The sequence below is a fragment of the Methylobacter psychrophilus genome (assembly GCF_025583945.1).
GTDB classification, from domain to species: Bacteria; Pseudomonadota; Gammaproteobacteria; order Methylococcales; family Methylomonadaceae; genus Methylobacter_C; species Methylobacter_C psychrophilus.
The window spans coordinates 55995-74882 of sequence record NZ_JAOEGU010000006.1 but is presented as its reverse complement, the minus strand read 5'-3'; the positions used below and the strand labels follow the sequence as shown (position 1 = coordinate 74882).

Genomic DNA, 18888 nt, shown 5'->3' with positions numbered 1-18888 from the left:
TATAGGTTCCAACTGTCTCTATTTATGCGAGTAATCCGTCGCCCATTTTATCCAGCCTAAAATAATCGATTTTTTTATACAGCGTCGAGCGGGTAATACCTAATCTTTTTGCAGCCAAAGAAATATTACCGTCACATTCTTTTAATGCGGTTTTTATGCCATGTAATTCCCAGTTCGATAAACTCTTAATCGGCGCATCATAAGTTAACGGCATTGAGGTAAATGTTTGGAGATTATCGAATGATTGGCAATCGTCGCCATTTAATTTGAGTTCAGCCATAAAATCCAGCGGCAGATCCTGTTTGCTGATAAATGGATTGCTGGCGGTATAAAGCGTGGCTCTAATCACGTTAATCAGTTGACGAATATTACCGGGCCAAGGATGGCGTTCAATCAGGCTAATGACTTCGGGGCAAATTTCAAAAGGCTCTGTTACGGAAATGGTATTTAATTCACGTTGCAAGATATGATGAATGATGGTTTTTTTATCGGGCCGTTCTCGTAAAGGCAGAAGATGAATTTGCGCACCATTGAGTCGATAATAAAGATCACGCCGAAAACGCCCGGCCTCTACCGCCTCAATTAATTGTACATTGGTTGCCGCAACGACTTGCACATCAACATGAATAGGCGAACAGCCACCTACCGGCGTAAATTCCGAAGTTTCCAACACCCGCAATAACGTTGATTGTAAATCAAAACTCATATCACCTATTTCATCCAGAAATAGAATACCTTTGTCAGCCAGCTTAAATTTCCCCGGTTTGCCATTACTTCGCGCTCCGGTAAAGCTACCCGCTTCATAACCAAACAATTCACTTTCTATTAAATCATGCGGTATTGACGCGCAATTAATGGCAATAAAGGGCGCATCTTTTCTGGGGCCTGCCTGTTTAAGCAAATTAACAAAATGATCTTTACCAACGCCTGATTCACCGGTAATCAGGATAGGGATTTTATGCGTTTGTAGTTTTACGGCTTTTTGAATGAGTAAATCCAATGCTTCTGAAATGCTGGATTCAGTGTCTTGGTTTGACGGCTTGAGGGCAGGTTTAAAGTGAAATTTTTCTAACACCCGTTCTTGAGCGATTTTATTTTGAGCCAAAGGTAAGTTGGTATTTACCAAGACACAAATTAAATGCAGGAAAGCAAACAGTGAGTTCATACATTCGTGATTATTACTGACCAGTCCTATAACCGCCAGTAAGTTCCCGGCATCATCCAGTAACGGATAACCAACCGTCGTAAACGGGTGTAATACACTTAAAAAATGCTCCATACCCTGAAAGGCAATGGGTTTTTTTAGGGTGATTGCCGTGCCGATACCGTTATTACCCAAAACAGGTTCATGCCAGTTTGCTCCTTGCTGATACAGTTGGTTTATAAATGAACTCAGTAAATGATTTTCACCGGAGACATACAATAGTCGTCCTTCTGCCGTAGTAAGCACCATCATGACGCCCGCTTCTTTAAGAAATACCGTAAAGTTGTGGCTTAATTGTTTGATCAGTCCTTCTATGTTTTTTAACTGATGCGTGCTGTTGACTGTGTTATTAATGGCGGGATATTTTTCCCAATTGACATAATTACCTAAGGGTAATTGGTAATCTTCCAGGCAACGTCGCCAGGCATCGGTCACTTCCGGACGTACCCACTCGCCCTGATCCGGAATCGTACGGGTTTGATTCATCCATTGCCATGCCTGGGCAGGGCGGTCAATTTCAAACTCAATGGTGTGTCGGACTAATAATGCTTCTTGAATGATTCTTACTTTATTAGGAATTGTATAATCAATAGTCATTGTTGTCTCTTGATGGATATCACCTTAAAGTTAGTATAAGCAAAAAACATTAATTTTACATTTTAATGAATTTGTCATAACTACAATAATAAGCAGCCAAGATAACAAAATAAAAAAAATAGGCAATGCGTCATAGTGACGCATTGCCTACACGCTATTAAAAAATAACGGGGGCATCTATTTCAGATGCAGGTAGGGAAGACAAAACAAGTAAAACAAAAAAATAAAACCGGATTAATAAAAAATGATATAAATTAACAAGGTACAGGGACTGTGTCGGTTGACGGCAAGCCCTGGTTTTGCTGGGTATCACGTTTTCAAGTACTTAATTGCCAGCGATAAAACGTGGCAATTATCGGGGTTATTTTTAAAAATAACCCCGATAATTGTTGGTATATTACTATTTAGGCCGTCAAAACTGGCAGTCAGTGCCTATGGCTTTTTTAGGCTCTAGGATCCTCGCGGGTCGCCGCTGCCCATTCCGGTGAGTAACCATCCATAATTGAATTATCGGGGATATCCATAACAATGGTTTCTGTCGTCATCATCGTACTTACCACACTGACAGCATTGCGTAATGCCAGACGCATAACTTTAACGGGATCAATAATACCAATCTCCAGAAAGTTGCCGTACAGGTTACGCCGGGTATCCAGCGTAAAACTGTCATCATCTTGCGCATTTAACTGAGCAATGACAGCTTCACTATTAAAACCGGCATTTTGGGTTATTTTTTGCAAGGGAGCGCTTAATGCGGCCTGCAAAATTCTGATACCCTGCTGCTGCTCTGCATTTTCGGCAATGACGCTATCAAGCGCTTTGATACAACGAAACAAGGCAACGCCGCCACCGGGTAAAACACCTTCTTCAAGCGCCGCTATAGCCGACATATAAGCATTTTCAATACGCACCAGACGTTCTTTTATTTCAAAATCAGCCATTCCGCCGACACTAAATACACCGGTTCTACCTTTCAGGAAGGTAATGCGATCTGCCAATTCTTCATAGTCGTGTTTATTACCGGTAGCAGAGCCTTGTCCGGGTTTTTTGGCTAAAATAATTGCCGCTTCCTGGCGTAATGTTTCCGTGCGTACATCGATGGCGGCTTGGTCACCTGCCGCACCGATAATGGTTGTTGAACTCGCGGTAACTATGACTCGTATTGCTTGCCCCAGTTGGTCCAAGGTGACGTGCTCAAGTTTGGGAGAGCTGTAGTCATCAAGAATCGCCTGACCACCGGTTAACAGGGCTAAATCTTTAAAACGATTAAGGCGTTTATCACCAAAACCGGGGGGCTTAACCGCTACAACCTTGAAAATTCCACGCACATGATTCAGTAATAAGCCGGTTAATGCTTTATCGATGACATTTTCAGCGATGATTAACAGTGAACGTCCTTGTGCTTTGATTTCTTCCAACAGCGGCACCAAGTCCATCATGTCATCAATGTCACGGTCGTAAAGCAGAATATAAGGATTTTCCAACACGGCTTCTTCACGGGTTTTATCGGTCATAAAATAAGGCGATATAAAGCCTTGCGGATATTGTGCGCCGTCAACAATCTCCAGTTCGTCTTGTCGGCTATTACCCATTTGAAAGGTTAATGTACCTTGTACACCTAATTTATCCAAGGCTTCAGCCAGCAGTTTGCCGACCCCCGGTTCATCTTTAGTAGCCACCGCAGAAATTTTTTCTATCCAGTCCGCACTAACCTCGGTAAAGGCCTTTTCTGCCAGATTTTTTTCGACTAAAGCCAGACCAATATCCAGGCCTTTTTTTAACTGTAAAGGATGAAAGCCTGCTGCCACGCTTTTTAAACAGTCTTGCGCCAGTTTTTGTGCCAGTACAATCGAGGTGGTGGTACCGTCACCGACTTGTCGTGAAACAGCACCGGCAACATCACGCAGCATCCGCCCGCCCAAATCGGTAATTCTGTCATTGAAATTGATTGATCTGGCTACCGTCACACCGTCCCGGGTAAAAATGGGCATAATTCCGTCGGTGCGATGCTGAATCATGACGGCAGGGCCATTACTGCCCATCGTTACAATCACTGCGCGGGCCACTCTATCTATACCGGCCATCATTTTTAAGCGTGCTTCAGGGTTGTAAATAATCTGTTTACTCATGGCTATGCTGTCTCAATCAGTTAAAGTTTTGAATTCAATTTCATGAATGTCTGTCCTACTTGCGCACGGGATTTATGGGCTCGACTTAAGTGTGCCCAGGTACGAATAAGGATTTTTTCCCAATAATCCAGGGTTCTTTTAAATTCAGCATCTTCTTCGTTGGTTAATTCCTGATTCCAGAATTCTTTTAATTCCTGAACCCTAAAAGAGCCTAATTTAAGAGCCAGTTCATGCTCTTCTCTCACTAATCTTCTAATGGTTACATCCAGCTGAACAACCATCTCGCCAAGAAAATCAACATCATCAGGTTTCATGCCCACCTCAAATAACGATGCAGTTAACGGTCTTGCCGACGTTCAAAAGAACAGTTGGTGTTTAAATTGATCAAGTAGTGCCTCTGCTTCACTGGCACGATGCATAAAAAACTCGGGTGTTGGATTTTTTAGAAAATCCGTAAAGCCGTCAATGGCTGCCACGCTTTTATCGTCAATTTTATTAAAGCCCATCTTCCAATCCGGAAAGCTTCTTTGCGAAATTGGCTTTTTATAAATCTGCAACACATCGCGATGTCGACGATCATTTGCAATGGTAGTAAACAGCTCTTCGATATCTTTTTTTTCACCTTCAAGTGCTTGCATAAAAAAACCATCACGAAAGAGCAACATTCCGGTGATACTTAACGCTTCATTTTTTTCTCTGGCTTTCTTGAGCAGATCCTGTAGATGTTTATCAGACATCTCTTGGTTGGCCAAACTTACGTATACTAAACAATTAAGTGACATTATGTGCTCCTCTTTTATGATGATTTATTGTTTTTTTAATTCTGTAACAGGCGCTGTTTTGGCTGCGCAGTAAGAGACCATATAAACTTCCTGGTCTCTTTTAATGAGGTGTTTTTTTACGATCCACTGGGCAAGAATTTTTCCAGATAAATACGTTCTTTGGGAATACCTTGATCTTCGCAGACCGCGAAGGTGGCATCCACCATACCTGGAGGACCGCATAAATAAATATCCGGCTTGACACCTGTTAATTGCAAATCGCGACGTAAAATATCGACGACACTGCCTTTTTCACAATGCCAATCATCTGAACATTTCCATACGCAATTTCTCAGTTCCAGCGTTGGCATTTCAGCCGCTAACTGATCAAGCTCATCCAGATGAAAAATTTCTGCTTCAGTATTAACGCCGAAATAGATAACACATTTTTGTGGTTCCTGCCATTCATGCATCCGTCTGACCATCGATAAGATGGGAGCTAAACCGGTGCCACCCGCTATAAAATAGCGCGGTGTAAAGCCGTTTTCTTTTAGGCCAAAAATACCTGACGGGCCTTTAACCTGTATTTTTTGGCCAATTTTGGCATCATCTTTCATATAGGTTGAAAACTTGCCGCCATCGACTATCCGAATCAAAAACTCCAGATCGCCTTGCTTGTTGGTTATGTTGGCGGGTGAATAAGAGCGGGTAGTCGTTGTACCTGGAATTTCCAGATCAAAAAATTGTCCGGAATCAAATTTAACTTGTTTATCATCACCGGTTCGACGCACGAGTAAACGCATAACGTTACTGGATATTTGCGACAAATCAGTCACTTCCGCCTCAAAAGACAAGCCTTCCGGGGAAAATGAGATACGGTCGTAAGTGTAAGGTACTTCAACTTCAATGTCGGTAGTCGGATAACAGCGACATAGCAGCACTTCTCCGGCATCTTCTTCTTCTGAAGGCAGCGCCTGGGAGCTAAATTTACCCAAGACGTAATCGCCTTCCGAGCAAAAGCCTTTGCAAGTGGCACAGCCGCCTTCCCGACATGAAGCCATTAAATAAATATCTTGCCGTAAGCCGGCGCTGATGACGTCTTCATCTGAACGACATTCAAATGTGACGGTTTCATCGTCCTGGGTAACAATCGTTACCTGATGGGTACTTGCCATAAGCTACAGTGCCTCTTCTGTCTTGGGGTTCGGACTTTTCATGTTTAAAAAAGTCATGACATGTTTTATTGAATGTTTTGATGCATCCAATGTTAACGAACACCCTTCCTGAACCAGTGCGTGGTCACGATAGATAGTCCACCGCCACATAAATTCCAGGTCTTCTGCATAGGCAGTGTAGGGATGGCAGTCATAAAGTACAGTGAGACCAGCGTGAGGATTATCCGTTTCTTGATCTTGTAAAGTAGATGAAATGTCTGGTGCTTCTAACATGGCTTACCGTATTGTTTATAGATTTTAAAAATGCCGATGCAGCGCAATCAGGCGCTACATCGACACCCTAATTGGAACTCGGGCCGAGTTCCAATTATCAGTCAAGTTACGATTGTAAAGCGATGACTTTCACGCCACGGACTTTACGCAAGTCTTCTAAAGACAAGGCATAGTAATCAACGTTTCTAAGTTCCATCAACTTGGTACCTAACAGACGATCAGTGTCCATGAAGACATTAACCGGCATGACAGGTGGCTTGTTAGCCTGTCTAAAATTGATATGGATTTTTTCAGCTTCGTACATATCGGTACAAGCATTCATTGTAGCGACTACACCGTCAGCCACTTTCTGGGCATTTTCACCAATGATGGTATTATTAAAAAACTCTACATCATTGAGTTCTGCATGCTTTAATAAAGCGACTTTTTCTTCAATTTTGCTTTCAATCCACAGGCCATCCAATTCCAGTGAAAAATCAGTTTTAAAAGGATGAATGTGTTTGGCACGAAAAGCGATTAAAAACGCATGGCCTTTTGACAGGGTGTTCAATCCAGCGATTTGTTTTACCCAGGCATCACGCGTTGGGTTGTCATGAATGTTAGCCATTATTATCTCCTATACGGTTTCAAGATCTTTCAGTTTGACATCAAGACCCATCAGTTCTGATGTGATGGTAAAGGTCTCATCCAACGTATAAGCGCGACCAATAGTTGAAGAAACATCCACCAAGAAGTCATAAACGCTAAAGTGTTTTCCCAACAATTCAGAGACTTCACGACAATCGACTTCAATTTTACCGGTCGCTTTCAGCCACCAGTAACCGGCACGATCTTCTACGACCAGTGTGGGGTTGTCATCTTTATGATCACCCAACAAAATTTCTTGCACGACGGTGTTCATTTCATCTGATTTTTTCAGAACCAAAACGACATCGTTGGTTTCTTTACAAACTTGATTTTCTTCAGCGAAGTATTCATCAGCAAAGGCTTTGCCTGTTTTTGCCATGATACCTGCGCCGTACGAATTGGCATTGGTAGACATAATAATTCCTTATTTAAGACCGGTTAATATGGTTTTAATGTGTGCGGCTGTATCGACTTTGTAGCCAATTGGCGCAGCATAGTCCCTTTCCCAATCTTCAAAAACCCGCTCTAATGCCGCTTGAATTGCATCTTTGCTGGTGACACCTTTAATTTCAGGGATTTTCGCAAAAATACCCATAAAATCTTTCAGCGCGTTGACCGTTCTAGGCAACCATTTATCGCTCCAGGCGCGCATCAAACGATCGTTGTATTCGCCAAACTCAGTATCAGCACTGAGACACGTATGAAACATGTCAGTAGTAATGCCTTTGGTTTGTGAATGATATAACTGCATTTGATTGATAAAAAACGGTGTCAAGTTATCGCCATAATAAGCCGATAATCTTAAAAAGAATTCTCTACGTACAAACTGACCGAACAACGGATCGTAAATCATGTGACCCGAGAACAAAATCTCGTTCCAGTCATAAGTTGCTTGCCAAATATCTTCAACAGTTTCTCTGGCACCCTTGTAGATTTGGCCTTTAGTCCATTCTGCTTTGGGGATATCAGTAGACTCGTTAAATCCGGGTACAATTTTGGCCAGAAAAGTTCTTTCTGCCTGAATCATTTGTGCATTATCAACTTTATCCAGGCCGATCATGGCGGTACTCATGCGGATGGTATCACCCAGGCAATCACGGGTTACCGATGAATGCGAATTGAATAAACCATACTCACTAAAGCCAAAAGCGCCCAAATAATCACCCAGCACTTCATCGCGCCATACCGGATCAATTGAACGAACATGACCATCGGCAGAATAAGCTTTTAGAAAGCGGTCGGTATAGCGCCATTCTTCAGCTTTATCTTTTACATACAGGTAATGCCAGCGAAAAGCCGGGTCACGATGCTTGTGCCAGTCAGTCGTACGCATTTCAGTAGATTCGTTACTCCATGAAGGGCGGCCACCGTGGAATTTTTGCGTCCAGTCACCCCAATCCAAACCACCGGCAATCCAGTCGGGTGTCGGTTGTGTGTAACAACATAAAACTTCATACTCGTTTAGCCTACGACCGCGCGGCGTAACAAAGTAATTCATTTTACGTTGTGTTTCTAACGGCTTGTCAGGGATTGCGGCTAAAATTTGTGCGGCAATAACAGGATCTGTCAGGCCGCGTTTGCCGCCGGATACTTCAATTGACATAATTTAATTCCTTTACAATAATGATAGGTAGTGTTGTTGACCCGCCATGGCGTGTTGTTTTCGGATAGTAAGTCCACAACCTTAAAAGCCCATGTCAACGTTAACAACACCCAATAAAATAATGCTTACAATGCTTTCAAAGGATCAGTAAATACGCAGCCGATCTTTTTGATATCATCTAACGTCCATAGCTTGCCGTCTTTATTGGTGTGTGGCTGACTAATTAAAGTAAAGCCGTCACTACGTACGCCATGGCCTTCGGCAACCACTTCTGATAACTCACGACCTTCATATTGTTCATAGATATTTTGGCACTCATAACGTTCCGGCTCAGACAGCCACATACGTTCGCCCCATGGATCACTGAACGAGTGTTTTTTACCATTTGATTCAAGAACGCGAAGGGTACTGGCACCTTTGCAATAGCTTGGGCAAAAAGGGACTTGTGAGACGCGGTCGATATAGATTGGATGATTGTTTTCAGCAAACCATTGCAGTGGCAGAAAGCCGCTGTTTGGATCTTCACAACCACGTGCACGCCATTCTTCATAAACCTTGCCGTACATTTCATACCAGCCAGGGTAGTTGGCTTCGTACCATTCCGCTTCTTCGGCAGTCGGCAGAGACACACGGAAAAAGCCGGTTGGCCACATCGCGTAAGCAAGTAAAAATAAATCATGATGTGCCCAGTAAGCATCTTTTTTTGCATCGCGTAAGCTGGCGGGTGATTCAACGCCGTATTTGCCTAAACGACCAATCCAGATACCGCCCCAATCTTCATATACCCAACGATTCCAGGTTTTTACCCAAGGCTCGACTTTAAAATGACTACCGTACTCAAACATCATACCCAGCACCGGTGTGAAGTATTTTTGTTGAGTCCAGAAGGCATTGTTCAAATCGGTGTTCAAATATTTTGAAGCCGCTTCGTCATTAGCAATTGATACAATCGTTTGATAACCGTTTGCCATATGACGTAATTCATCGGTTTCAATTGACAGGAAAACCGTTGGAGTCATTTCATCGCCGTTTGCTGATGCCCATTCGGTCACCGCAACGATTAATGGATTGGTAAAGCAAGCTTCACCGACCAACTGCAAGTTAATCGAACACTCAACCGCATCACCGGAAATAAAGCCATCTGCGAATACGCGTTTCATACCTTTCCACAAGGGACCGATAGCACGCGTACGACGGGCATCATTATGACCGGCAGCATCTTGACCTTGCTTGGCAAAGTAGTAGTTAATATAGGCACATTGGTTGGTATGACGGATTTCATCCATCACCTGGCCCAAATAACCATTTTTTTGTTCAGGTGCAGAGGCAGAATCCCACAGCATACCGGTTGCGGCAATCGCGTTGTACTCACCTACTTCCAGAAAGTTGGAAATAACTTTCATGGACTCATTCCATTTGGGATGTACACGGTTGGCAGCATCAACACGTGTCAAAACGTCTTGTAAACTACCAAATTGACGTTCGTCTTTAACCGATTCCATACGTGCATATTCTTTGGCGATTAGCTTGAATTGCTCTTTGGTATCATTGGCCATTTTGTATTTGGTCGAATATTTAGTCCGATTTTTATCAAAATCCCAAGTAAAGCTTTGCATCCATTTATGTACTTCTTGTGCTCCTACGCTGACTGGCGCGCGATTAACGGCCAAGGCATCGGTTGCTGCTTTTGTTGCTGTACTTATAGCCATGTGACTACTCCTGTTTATAATTAAATTAAATAAGGTCATCGTTGCTGTGCGTTTTAAGGAAACATGACACGTCTTAATGCGGGTTGCCAAGGCTGAACGAATGACCTGAAATACTATAAGCAAGTGCTGTGCCAAATATTAATTACATAAATATAACAATATAAATCAGCTGGTTGGGAATAAATTGCGAGATTATTAACAGTCTAAAAACTGTTCAGTAATTGAACACTGTCCAGTTACCGGACGTTTAATTTATAAGCATTTTGTCGATATTGAACAGTATCGGGTTTAAACAGCTGGTATTAAAGAGCTGTATTTTAACGAAGGCAAGGTACTATTTTTTTTTTGGTAAGCCAATTTTTAATGGTATAGATAACGCCATTGATTTATACATCATGGCATAATGAAAACAACGGCAATTTACGTGACACTGATTGACACAATTAGTTTGGAGACTACAGATGACCAAGCAAGCACGACAACTCGCGGTAGTTATTACCGGACAAAACACTACTGACGGTGCCAGTGTCAAACTGAAACGTATAGTCAGTCAGCAGCAAAAAAATGCTTTTGATCCCTTTATCTTGTTGGATGAGTTTGGTTCCGATGAGGCGATGGACTATGTGGGCGGTTTTCCTGATCATCCGCATCGCGGTTTTGAAACGGTCACTTATATGTTGGAAGGGGCCATGTTGCATCGCGATCATTTGGGTAATGAAGGTCATTTGCGTGCTGGCGATGTGCAATGGATGACAGCTGCACATGGCATTATTCATTCTGAAATGCCGGAACAGGAAAATGGTCGGTTACACGGCTTTCAGTTATGGATTAACCTGCCTGCCAAAGAGAAAATGCAGCCTCCCCATTATCAGGAGTTTGCCGCTGTAAAAATCCCTCGGGTTAATCTGGGAGACGGTGGTTATCTTAAAATTATTGCCGGTGAATATGTTGCCGAAAATCAAAGAATAGCGGGTCCGGTAACCGGCGTGACAACCCAGCCGTTGTATTTTGATATTTATTTAAGTCCATCGCAACAGCTTGATATACCGGTTTTTTCGCAACATACGGTTTTAGTCTATGTTTATAAAGGCGAGGTGGCTGTCGACCAATCGAGCCGGATTTTAAATGCCGGGCAACTGGGACAGTTAATTAATGGTGATACCATACAACTGATAACTCGTGATCAATCAGCGCGATTTTTGGTACTGGCTGCGCTGCCGTTAAAAGAGCCGGTGGTGCAATCAGGTCCGTTTGTAATGAATACTATTGAAGAAATTGAACAGGCGTTTTGTGATTACCATGACGGCGTGTTGACGTTATAAATATTTATCTAATCAAACCAAGGAGACCACTATGCAAAATAAACCGGCAACAACCTCTGTAGAAATCCACAATCTTATTGAAAAACGTTGGAGTCCGAGAGCTTTTGACCCAGGCAAGCTGGTAGGCCATGATGATTTACTGGCATTGTTGGAAGCGGCACGTTGGGCACCATCGTCTTCTAATGATCAGCCCTGGCGTTTTGTGGTGTGTGATAAAGCCACTGATGAAAGTGGTTGGAAAAATGCGCTGGCAGTGGTGGTTGAAAAAAACCGGCTATGGGCTAAAAATGCCCCGGTTTTGATACTGGCTGTTGCCATGGAAAACTTTAATCATAACGGCCAGCCGAATCGTTGGGCCATGTATGACACTGGTGCCGCCAGTGTTAGTTTATGCTTGCAGGCCACGGCTTTAGGATTGGTTGTGCATCAAATGGGTGGTTTTGATGCGGAAAAATCCCGTGAGGTTTTTAATCTTCCCGGTGATTGCAAGCCCATGGCGATGCTGGCTGTTGGTTATCAAGCTGATGTTGATGTCCTTGACGATACTTTTAAGGAAGCCGAGTTGGCTGCCCGTTCGCGTATTGCACTAAATGAACGATTTTATGCCGGACAATGGGGCAAGGGCATTGAATAATTGATTGATGGCTTTGGCTGGGAGGCTTCCGAGAATACAAATCGTAACGAGACACTGCCATTAAGTAAATTAAGCACAATACCAGAGTAGGAGCGGGCCATGCCCGCGATATTTGAAAATAGGGGGGTAGTCGTTTTAATGTCCTGCCTGGTTGCTATTTTGTTGCGGAGCCAGATAAGCGAGTAATGCAGAAAGCTTATCCAGTTTTATGTTCAGGTCGACAACCTGTTGTTGAAGTTGTTTTACTTCATTTTGTGAGTCACGGATGTTTTCATGAATATGTTGAAAATGAATCTGAAAATATTGAGTGAGATGAACGTCAGCTACTTGATTATCCGATTGTGAATAGTGAAGGCCGGCAAATTTTATTGCCGGATGATTATGTTGCTTTTGTAAAAGTTTTAGTGTGCTCATAGTGTTTCTCAATGGGGTAATGCGGCGAAGAGAACTATAACTTATGCTCTTCGCCTTAATGATTTCTTAATGACTGAGCAGGTATTGACTTATTGCCGTTAACTCATCATCACTTAACTGAGAAAATCCAGGCATTTTCATAGTGTCTGGACGCTTTTTACCGGGCGCTTTAGTCCAGGCGGTAATGCCGGCAGGATTATTGGCGTAGATTTCTTTAATTTCCTGTAATGCCGGGCCAACCGTGGTCAATGTTGGATGGTGACAAGCTGCGCAATTTAGGTTAAATGCACTTTCACCGGGAACCAATGTTTGGCTTTCCTGAGTTTTTGCAGTCAATTGTGCTTGCTCCCTGGCGTCTTTAACGGCTGCCTGATAGTTTGCTGTTTTTTCGGCAATTGCCGATTTATGATCAGCCAAGGCATTTTCCCGATAATCATGGCGTGCTATACCCATGATGATGGCTGCACAGACAAAGCAGGCAGTGATTTCTTTTAAGCGATCATCCAGGAGATGGCCGGGATGAGTCAAATTTTGCCACATCCACCACATGGCCGGTAAAACCAACAAGCCACCCAGCATGAGTAATAAAGTAAAGCCCCAGCTCATACCTTGCGGAGGCAATGACGCGAATACTACCAATCCGGTTAATATCTGAAAAACGGTGGCCCCAAATGCAAACGCATAAAAAAATCTGCGTACGCTAATAACCCGTAGCCTGCTAAACCCGACTTCGTTTTGAAATGATTTACGGCCACTCCACCAGACAAAAAATAAAGAGCTAAATAGTATGGTGGCTGAAATAAAATGCAGATAACGCTGTAAAACATTGGGTAGCAACATGGCAGAAAAGAAGCCTTTGACTTGCGGCCAATATTCCGGAAACAGCATTAAATTAACATTAGTCATGAAAATTAGCGGAATAAATAAAAATAATCCGGTCTCTAAGGCGGCAATGCCTATATGCAATTCCGGAATATTAATAAAGTGATTCCACCAGAATTTGTGCGCATAAGCCAATAAAAAAGCCACCGTTACCAAGGGAATAACAGCCATCCACATGTCACCAATTAATGCACTGGACGCATAAAATTGTGGAGCATAGAGTGTGTTGATAACCAACAGTGGCGCTACGCCCATGACAACAGCCAGGCTTTTATTGACAGTGACCGTTTGCATGATGCGGTAAGCAAGCTTTTCATAATCGGGCGATTTCAGCCCTCTTATTTGACAGACGAGGCTGAACAAGGAGCCTCCAACCATTAAATGGACAAACAGGATATGTATCAGAAATGACACAATGAGCAATATTTCCAGAAATCCTTCCGGAGCTGGTAGAGGTAATGGAATATCGCGAGGGATAGGGGGTGTCATTATTGAAGGTCTCCGTGGGTATTAGCCAGATTGGGTAAAGTGCCGTAAAAGGTTGAGGCTGAAATTTTGTCAGGTTTGGGGATGCCGTTAGTTTGCGCACCATTAAAGGCGGCTGCCCGTTTTTGTAGTGAGGAAAGGTAAACGGAAAGAGCGTCAAGTTCAGCTTTATTGCCTGGAAACGGAGGCATAAAATATCGTGCACCGTGCATATTTTCAACGTAGGCCGCAATAGCCTCTGATTGCCATGGTTTTTCGCCATACATGTTTTTTAGTTGACCGCGTATGCTGTTAACGCCATTGACGGTATGGCAGCGTGTGCAGGCTTGTTCAAACACTTCGCGACCAGCACTGACCTGATTGTCAGCAGTGATTTCGCGGATACTTGCATAGGTGGCGTGTTGTAGAATGCCGTCACGTTGCAACAAGGGATAATCTTCTACACGGATACCGTTGGCATACATGTACTGACCGATAATAAAGGGTTTGCGGATAAACTCCCGTACCCGTTCAAATTGTCCCAGCATGGCAAACAATAGCAGTACCGAGACCAGATATTTTGCACCATGTACTTGACCGGGGTGCTTTACTGATAACCATAAAACCCGGCTCACATAAAGTAAACCGACGATTAATATCAGCTTTAATCGGCCATTCCAGCTGGCATATTCCTGCGTGGCGAAGGCGACGGGTATATTTGCCAACATGTGCTGAGGTATTACTTGATAGTACCAGATTGAGGCGATTATCAGTCCCGCTAACCAGGCACTTGACCAGGTTGATATGGTACGTAATACCATGGCGCGAAAAGCAAGATCATGCCGGGTAAATAAATACGTCAAACAGATCATGGTCATACTACCCATCACCATAGCCAGTGTGGTTCTGAGTCCTAACTGCGGAAAATACATGGGGTTGAATAAGCCGGAAAGCAGTGTGCGTTTAGTCATCCAGTTACCGGGATCCATCATAAAACCAAGAATGGCGACGATAATAGCCATGGTAATCCATGAGAAAGCGGCCAGAAAAATGCCTAAACGTAAGTGCTTTAGTTTAGCTTCAGGTGACTTACTGGCTGATTGCCAGCTTAAAAAATAGGCCATGATTAGGCTGACTTCAGTCACAAACACGATCCATTCGGTAAACCAACCCCAGAAAAACACCCGAATTAAGCTGCCAATGGCTGCCGGATTTATTAAGGATGCAGAAAACCAGATACCTACACCCGTTAACGCACCGACTGTTGTGGTAATAATAAATATTATTTTTAACAGTCGATAGGCCAGATTGTCCCAGCGTAGGTCTTTACTGCGAATGCCAATAAGCTCCAGCAAGACAATTATCGGTAAAGCCCCAACAGCAAGCGCATGATTGATGATGACATGTAAGATCGCATCGACTGCGATCAGCATGCGATTACCGATAAAATCGATATGAAAAATGGGAAAATCCATAAATCCTCTTTGGTTAAGTAAGCTATCGGTTTATTGTCTTCGATCAATATTTCGTTATTTAACGAAATATTGACGACTCTCGCTAACATTGCAACAAATATGCCATCACCTAAAAAATCAATAATATTTTTACATGTCTTGATTTTATTGATGTGGTGGTCTGGCGAGGCTGTTTTTTTAGCGATTAAATCGAGTAATTAGTCATTAATAGACGTTCAATAAATAGACACTAGTCATAATTCAGACAGTTTCCCAAGCTTTTTTCCCGGGTTTTGTCGTAGATGGCAAGATAAAGCAATGCTTTGGCAGGTTGTTTGTCGTTCTTGATCAGTACAGGTAAGACATGATCAATTAAGATAATAGGCCTATGGTTTTTTTAGCGCCTATTGAGCTAAAGACTGACTGCGACAGGTTGACGCGCGACAATATGCCTAGTTTTTTAAATAAAACTAATCGACTAGAATCATTGCAACTCTTGATATGTGCAACCTCCTAAAGGGTTTCGGGGTTTTTGTGCGACCAATGTAAATTGGTCGCATTTTTTTTGCATACTGATTTATGCCCGTTTTTATTTTATTGCGACACTTTGTCGCGCGGCAACTGGTCGCATGTCAATTTTTTGTCAGTCAAGCTAGAATCAAAACTTATTACTTAGCGTTTTGTATACAGAATTTCTTAACTTTAGGAACATGCCTTATGTTTAACCAACCTGATTTTTTTACTATTCGCCAGCTTGACCTGGAAAACAAGCTGATTTCTCCGACAATAAAATTGTATGGTCAGGTTGGTTTTAAACTTAATGCCTTATATCAGGATATTCATAACGTATTGATTGATTTTCACGGCAAGGTAGCCATTGCTGGAAAGCAGCTTTACGACCATCCTGTTGAAACCCTGACTGTCTGGTATCAACAAACCGCTTATGCCGGCAATGCTTTATATGCTCAGGTTCAGACATCGGTGTTGCCTGTTTATCAGGACTGGCAGGTCAAGGTGAATGCCGGAAAGGATGCAACCAGCCAGTATTTACAGGCTTTTTGGGATAATCCTGATCAAGTGGCCTTGGCGACTATTGAGCCAGTGACTCGTTATTTGGCAGCGATTAGTGTGCAGTCTGAGCATTATTGGCAGCTACTTTTGGATAATCCCGAACAATTGATGGCATCGGCACTCGCTCCGGTAACCGGTTATTTGACTACGCTTACTCAAGACGCGGAAGCGATTTTAATTAGCAGTTATTATGTCCTGGCAGAGTTATTTCGTTTATTAATGACACAACCTTCAGTTACCTTGCAGGCTTTATATAACAATACGTTATCTGCTTTGCTGGAAGCCTATTTTGATATTATTTCGTCATTATTGGTAATGGCATAACGTTGATTATCAACGACTCCAACTTGTACAGGTGTGGAGTATAAGTACGGCTTATATTTAAGCAGCCTGACATTATTGATTCGACAATTATTGTCCCAATCTGACTACTAAACAATTAACACTATGATAGATAAAAAATTACTTCATAAACTGGCTATCGAACTGGATAAGTGCGTCCCAGAAAATGAACATCTAACACCTGACGGACTTAGTGGTTTTTTTTATGCCTTGGCAATCACGCCAGCCATTATTGATCCTGCTGACTGGATGGCCGAGTTGTTTTTTGGCGAACGCCCTCAGCTTAACGGTAAGCAATCAAAAGACTTAAAAAAAGCCGTTACCGCAGTGGTTAAAGCCAGCAATAAAGCGTTATTAAAAAATGAGTTAACCTTCCCTTATGATTTTAGTGCGCTTGATGATAACGGATTTGATCAATTGTGGCATTGGAGTTCGGGATTCTTGCAAGGCTTGTATTTACGACTGGCTTTTTGGAAAAGCGGGATTATCGCCAACGAAACACAACAAGCTTCTGATGTCGTTGCAAATAGTGTCGATATTATTTTTGCTTTGGTTGAGGGCAATGTATCCGTTCTTAAAAACCTCGATCAGTTAAAAGCACAGTTGCAATTAGCGGGCAAAGAGCCGACAGATGAATTAATTATGGCGTCTTTACTGCAAGCTTTACCAGAAGCTTATGAATGTATTCGATTATTTGCCGCCCAGATGTCCATACGATTGCTGGCAAGACAAAAAGAGCCAAAAGTTATGGCTAAAACGTAGCGCCAAGTAATGAATGCAGTCGAGTTGTTAAGATTAATCAAGACGCAAGGCTTTGATGTTAAGCTTCAAGAGCAGGTAATTTCTTTGGCTGATGCAGAATTGGCATATCGGTTTGCGCATGATTTACTGGAGGCAGATCTGGAGCGCCTTGAATTAGTGATCGTCGCTGCACAAATACCACGTATCGCTTATGAGTTTGCCTTAATTAAGGCGGCTCGAGGTGGTAATATTAAAAAGCTACAGGATATGATTATCCATTCTGCTGATGGGGGCTTGATGCTTTTATTTGCTGCCGATGTTGAAGGTGCAGACATCGAGCTATTTGAAGAAGCCATTCGTTGTCATCCTGAAGCTAAATTCAGCCAACTTTTTGAAGCAGAAATGCGCCAAAAAGGTTTTTATTAGCACTAATCGAGTAAAGACTTATCCAAGCCGGAAAGTTCGGTAATACTCAATTTTTTTTTGAAATAGTTTTGGGTGAAATACCGAAGTGTTTTATAAAGGCATTACTAAAATTACTGGCATGGTTGTAGCCAACAAAATCTGCGGCAACACCAACCTGGCAGCCGGTAGATTCGAGTAACTGATAGGCTTTATTCATCCTGAATTCCAGTAACAAACCATAAGGCGTATTCTTAAAAAAATGGTGAAACAGCTTTTTTAATTTAAATTGATTAGTTCCTACGCGGATGGATAACATTTCTACAGAGGGTGGATTTTTAAATTCATCAAACAGAATATCGCGTGCCAACTTTGCCATTCTGTGGTCTTTTTCATTAATTATCCCACCATCTTCAGGTTGTGCTTGGCATAGCGGCGTTAATTCCGCAGCCAGTAGCGACATGGCCTGACCATGCATAAATATCGATCTGATTTCTCTTGATACGTTACACGTTAATAACTGTTGTGCCGCACACATTCCTTGATGAGATACAGGATGATAGCTGACTTGTTGAATGTTGCCTTTATTAAATAAATGCGTAAATTTATTTTCGCCAAAGTATCTATCCAACCATTTTTTTCCGATGGAAAAACGCAGTTGGGTTATCGGTTTATCGGCTTCGTACTGTCGTTCACCGATGCTTGAATTAACTGTGGTAATAGAGGTAAAGCCTTCGTTAAAAATAATCTTGTTGCCTTGGCTTCCGGAAAAACCGGAGCGTCCCTTTAAGCCAACGGTGACGATCATTCGTGGCTCCTGAAAATCTACGCGGCTTAAAATAGCCAAGTCTTTAGCGGGCGTATAGATTGTTTCAATATAGCTCAAATCTTTATCAAGCTGGAATATATTGGAGTGGCCGTATCCAGCCTCTTTGGGTAACGACTGGTGTAAACAATTATTTGTCTTTTGGAGTTGTAACGGCAAGTCACTGACATTAATACTCCACTTTCGGGCCGTTAGCTGTTGTATTTTTTTCATTACCCGGTTTTTCTTTTTTTATAAAACGTTCCAATAATTAAGCA

Annotated in this window: 19 protein-coding genes; 5 read left to right on the top strand and 14 right to left on the bottom strand. The window is 42.5% G+C overall.

All coding sequences use genetic code 11. From position 1 onward, the window contains the following. Positions 1–22 precede the first annotated feature (22 nt). The 10 genes from N7974_RS04990 to mmoX form a co-directional block, all read right to left on the bottom strand. Complete coding sequence (locus tag N7974_RS04990; RefSeq protein WP_262964544.1) at positions 23–1801, bottom strand: sigma-54-dependent Fis family transcriptional regulator; 1779 nt, start codon at positions 1799–1801, stop codon at positions 23–25. Positions 1802–2244: 443 nt separating this feature from the next. Next, on the bottom strand, positions 2245–3930 hold the full coding sequence (gene groEL, locus N7974_RS04985) for a chaperonin GroEL (RefSeq protein WP_262964543.1): 1686 nt from the start codon (positions 3928–3930) through the stop codon (positions 2245–2247). A gap of 20 nt (positions 3931–3950) precedes the next feature. Further along, complete coding sequence (locus N7974_RS04980; RefSeq protein ID WP_262964542.1) at positions 3951–4244, bottom strand: hypothetical protein; 294 nt, start codon at positions 4242–4244, stop codon at positions 3951–3953. Between the two features lie 42 nt (positions 4245–4286). Further along, a complete protein-coding gene (locus tag N7974_RS04975; RefSeq protein WP_262964541.1) occupies positions 4287–4712 on the bottom strand; it encodes a BLUF domain-containing protein in 426 nt (141 codons plus the stop codon). A 116-nt stretch (positions 4713–4828) separates the two neighbouring features. After that, positions 4829–5866, bottom strand: a complete 1038-nt coding sequence (mmoC, locus tag N7974_RS04970) for an aromatic/alkene monooxygenase hydroxylase FAD-binding subunit MmoC (RefSeq protein ID WP_262964540.1) — start codon at positions 5864–5866, stop codon at positions 4829–4831. A 3-nt stretch (positions 5867–5869) separates the two neighbouring features. Further along, positions 5870–6139: a soluble methane monooxygenase-binding protein MmoD gene (mmoD, locus tag N7974_RS04965; protein WP_262964539.1), complete on the bottom strand. Its 270-nt coding sequence runs from the start codon at positions 6137–6139 to the stop codon at positions 5870–5872. A 106-nt stretch (positions 6140–6245) separates the two neighbouring features. Next, complete coding sequence (gene mmoZ / locus N7974_RS04960; protein ID WP_262964538.1) at positions 6246–6746, bottom strand: aromatic/alkene monooxygenase hydroxylase subunit gamma; 501 nt, start codon at positions 6744–6746, stop codon at positions 6246–6248. A gap of 9 nt (positions 6747–6755) precedes the next feature. Continuing rightward, positions 6756–7181, bottom strand: coding sequence for a methane monooxygenase regulator MmoB (mmoB, locus tag N7974_RS04955; RefSeq protein WP_243217032.1), 426 nt, complete (start codon positions 7179–7181; stop codon positions 6756–6758). A 9-nt stretch (positions 7182–7190) separates the two neighbouring features. Continuing rightward, positions 7191–8369, bottom strand: a complete 1179-nt coding sequence (mmoY, locus tag N7974_RS04950; protein ID WP_262964537.1) for an aromatic/alkene monooxygenase hydroxylase subunit beta — start codon at positions 8367–8369, stop codon at positions 7191–7193. A 125-nt stretch (positions 8370–8494) separates the two neighbouring features. Beyond that, complete coding sequence (gene mmoX, locus N7974_RS04945) at positions 8495–10078, bottom strand: aromatic/alkene monooxygenase hydroxylase subunit alpha (protein WP_262964536.1); 1584 nt, start codon at positions 10076–10078, stop codon at positions 8495–8497. 461 nt (positions 10079–10539) lie between these two features. Between mmoX and N7974_RS04940 the strand changes: the two genes are divergently transcribed. Both N7974_RS04940 and N7974_RS04935 read left to right on the top strand, forming a co-directional pair. Next, a complete protein-coding gene (locus N7974_RS04940) occupies positions 10540–11400 on the top strand; it encodes a pirin family protein (RefSeq protein ID WP_262964535.1) in 861 nt (286 codons plus the stop codon). A gap of 31 nt (positions 11401–11431) precedes the next feature. Further along, positions 11432–12034, top strand: a complete 603-nt coding sequence (locus tag N7974_RS04935) for a nitroreductase family protein (RefSeq protein ID WP_262964534.1) — start codon at positions 11432–11434, stop codon at positions 12032–12034. A 135-nt stretch (positions 12035–12169) separates the two neighbouring features. Here N7974_RS04935 and N7974_RS04930 read toward each other — a convergent pair whose 3' ends face one another. The 3 genes from N7974_RS04930 to N7974_RS04920 all read right to left on the bottom strand — a co-directional run bounded on the left by N7974_RS04930 (position 12170) and on the right by N7974_RS04920 (position 15270). Further along, entirely contained in the window at positions 12170–12448 is a 279-nt protein-coding gene (locus N7974_RS04930; RefSeq protein ID WP_262964533.1) for a hypothetical protein, read from the bottom strand. A 66-nt stretch (positions 12449–12514) separates the two neighbouring features. Continuing rightward, positions 12515–13819: a c-type cytochrome gene (locus N7974_RS04925; protein WP_262964532.1), complete on the bottom strand. Its 1305-nt coding sequence runs from the start codon at positions 13817–13819 to the stop codon at positions 12515–12517. After that, complete coding sequence (locus N7974_RS04920) at positions 13819–15270, bottom strand: c-type cytochrome (RefSeq protein WP_262964531.1); 1452 nt, start codon at positions 15268–15270, stop codon at positions 13819–13821. Before N7974_RS04920 ends, N7974_RS04925 begins: the two co-directional genes overlap by 1 nt. A 696-nt stretch (positions 15271–15966) precedes the next feature. On the opposite strand from N7974_RS04920, the gene N7974_RS04915 reads away from it, so the two are divergent. From N7974_RS04915 to N7974_RS04905, 3 genes are all read left to right on the top strand, one after another. Continuing rightward, positions 15967–16644: a hypothetical protein gene (locus N7974_RS04915; protein WP_262964530.1), complete on the top strand. Its 678-nt coding sequence runs from the start codon at positions 15967–15969 to the stop codon at positions 16642–16644. Positions 16645–16767: 123 nt separating this feature from the next. After that, positions 16768–17424, top strand: coding sequence for a YecA family protein (locus N7974_RS04910; RefSeq protein ID WP_262964529.1), 657 nt, complete (start codon positions 16768–16770; stop codon positions 17422–17424). Between the two features lie 9 nt (positions 17425–17433). Continuing rightward, the gene (locus N7974_RS04905) at positions 17434–17829 is read left to right on the top strand and encodes a hypothetical protein (protein WP_262964528.1); all 396 of its coding nucleotides are present in this window, start codon (positions 17434–17436) and stop codon (positions 17827–17829) included. 46 nt (positions 17830–17875) lie between these two features. On the opposite strand, the gene N7974_RS04900 is transcribed toward N7974_RS04905, so the two are convergent. Next, a complete protein-coding gene (locus N7974_RS04900; RefSeq protein WP_262964527.1) occupies positions 17876–18844 on the bottom strand; it encodes a helix-turn-helix transcriptional regulator in 969 nt (322 codons plus the stop codon). Positions 18845–18888 lie beyond the last annotated feature (44 nt).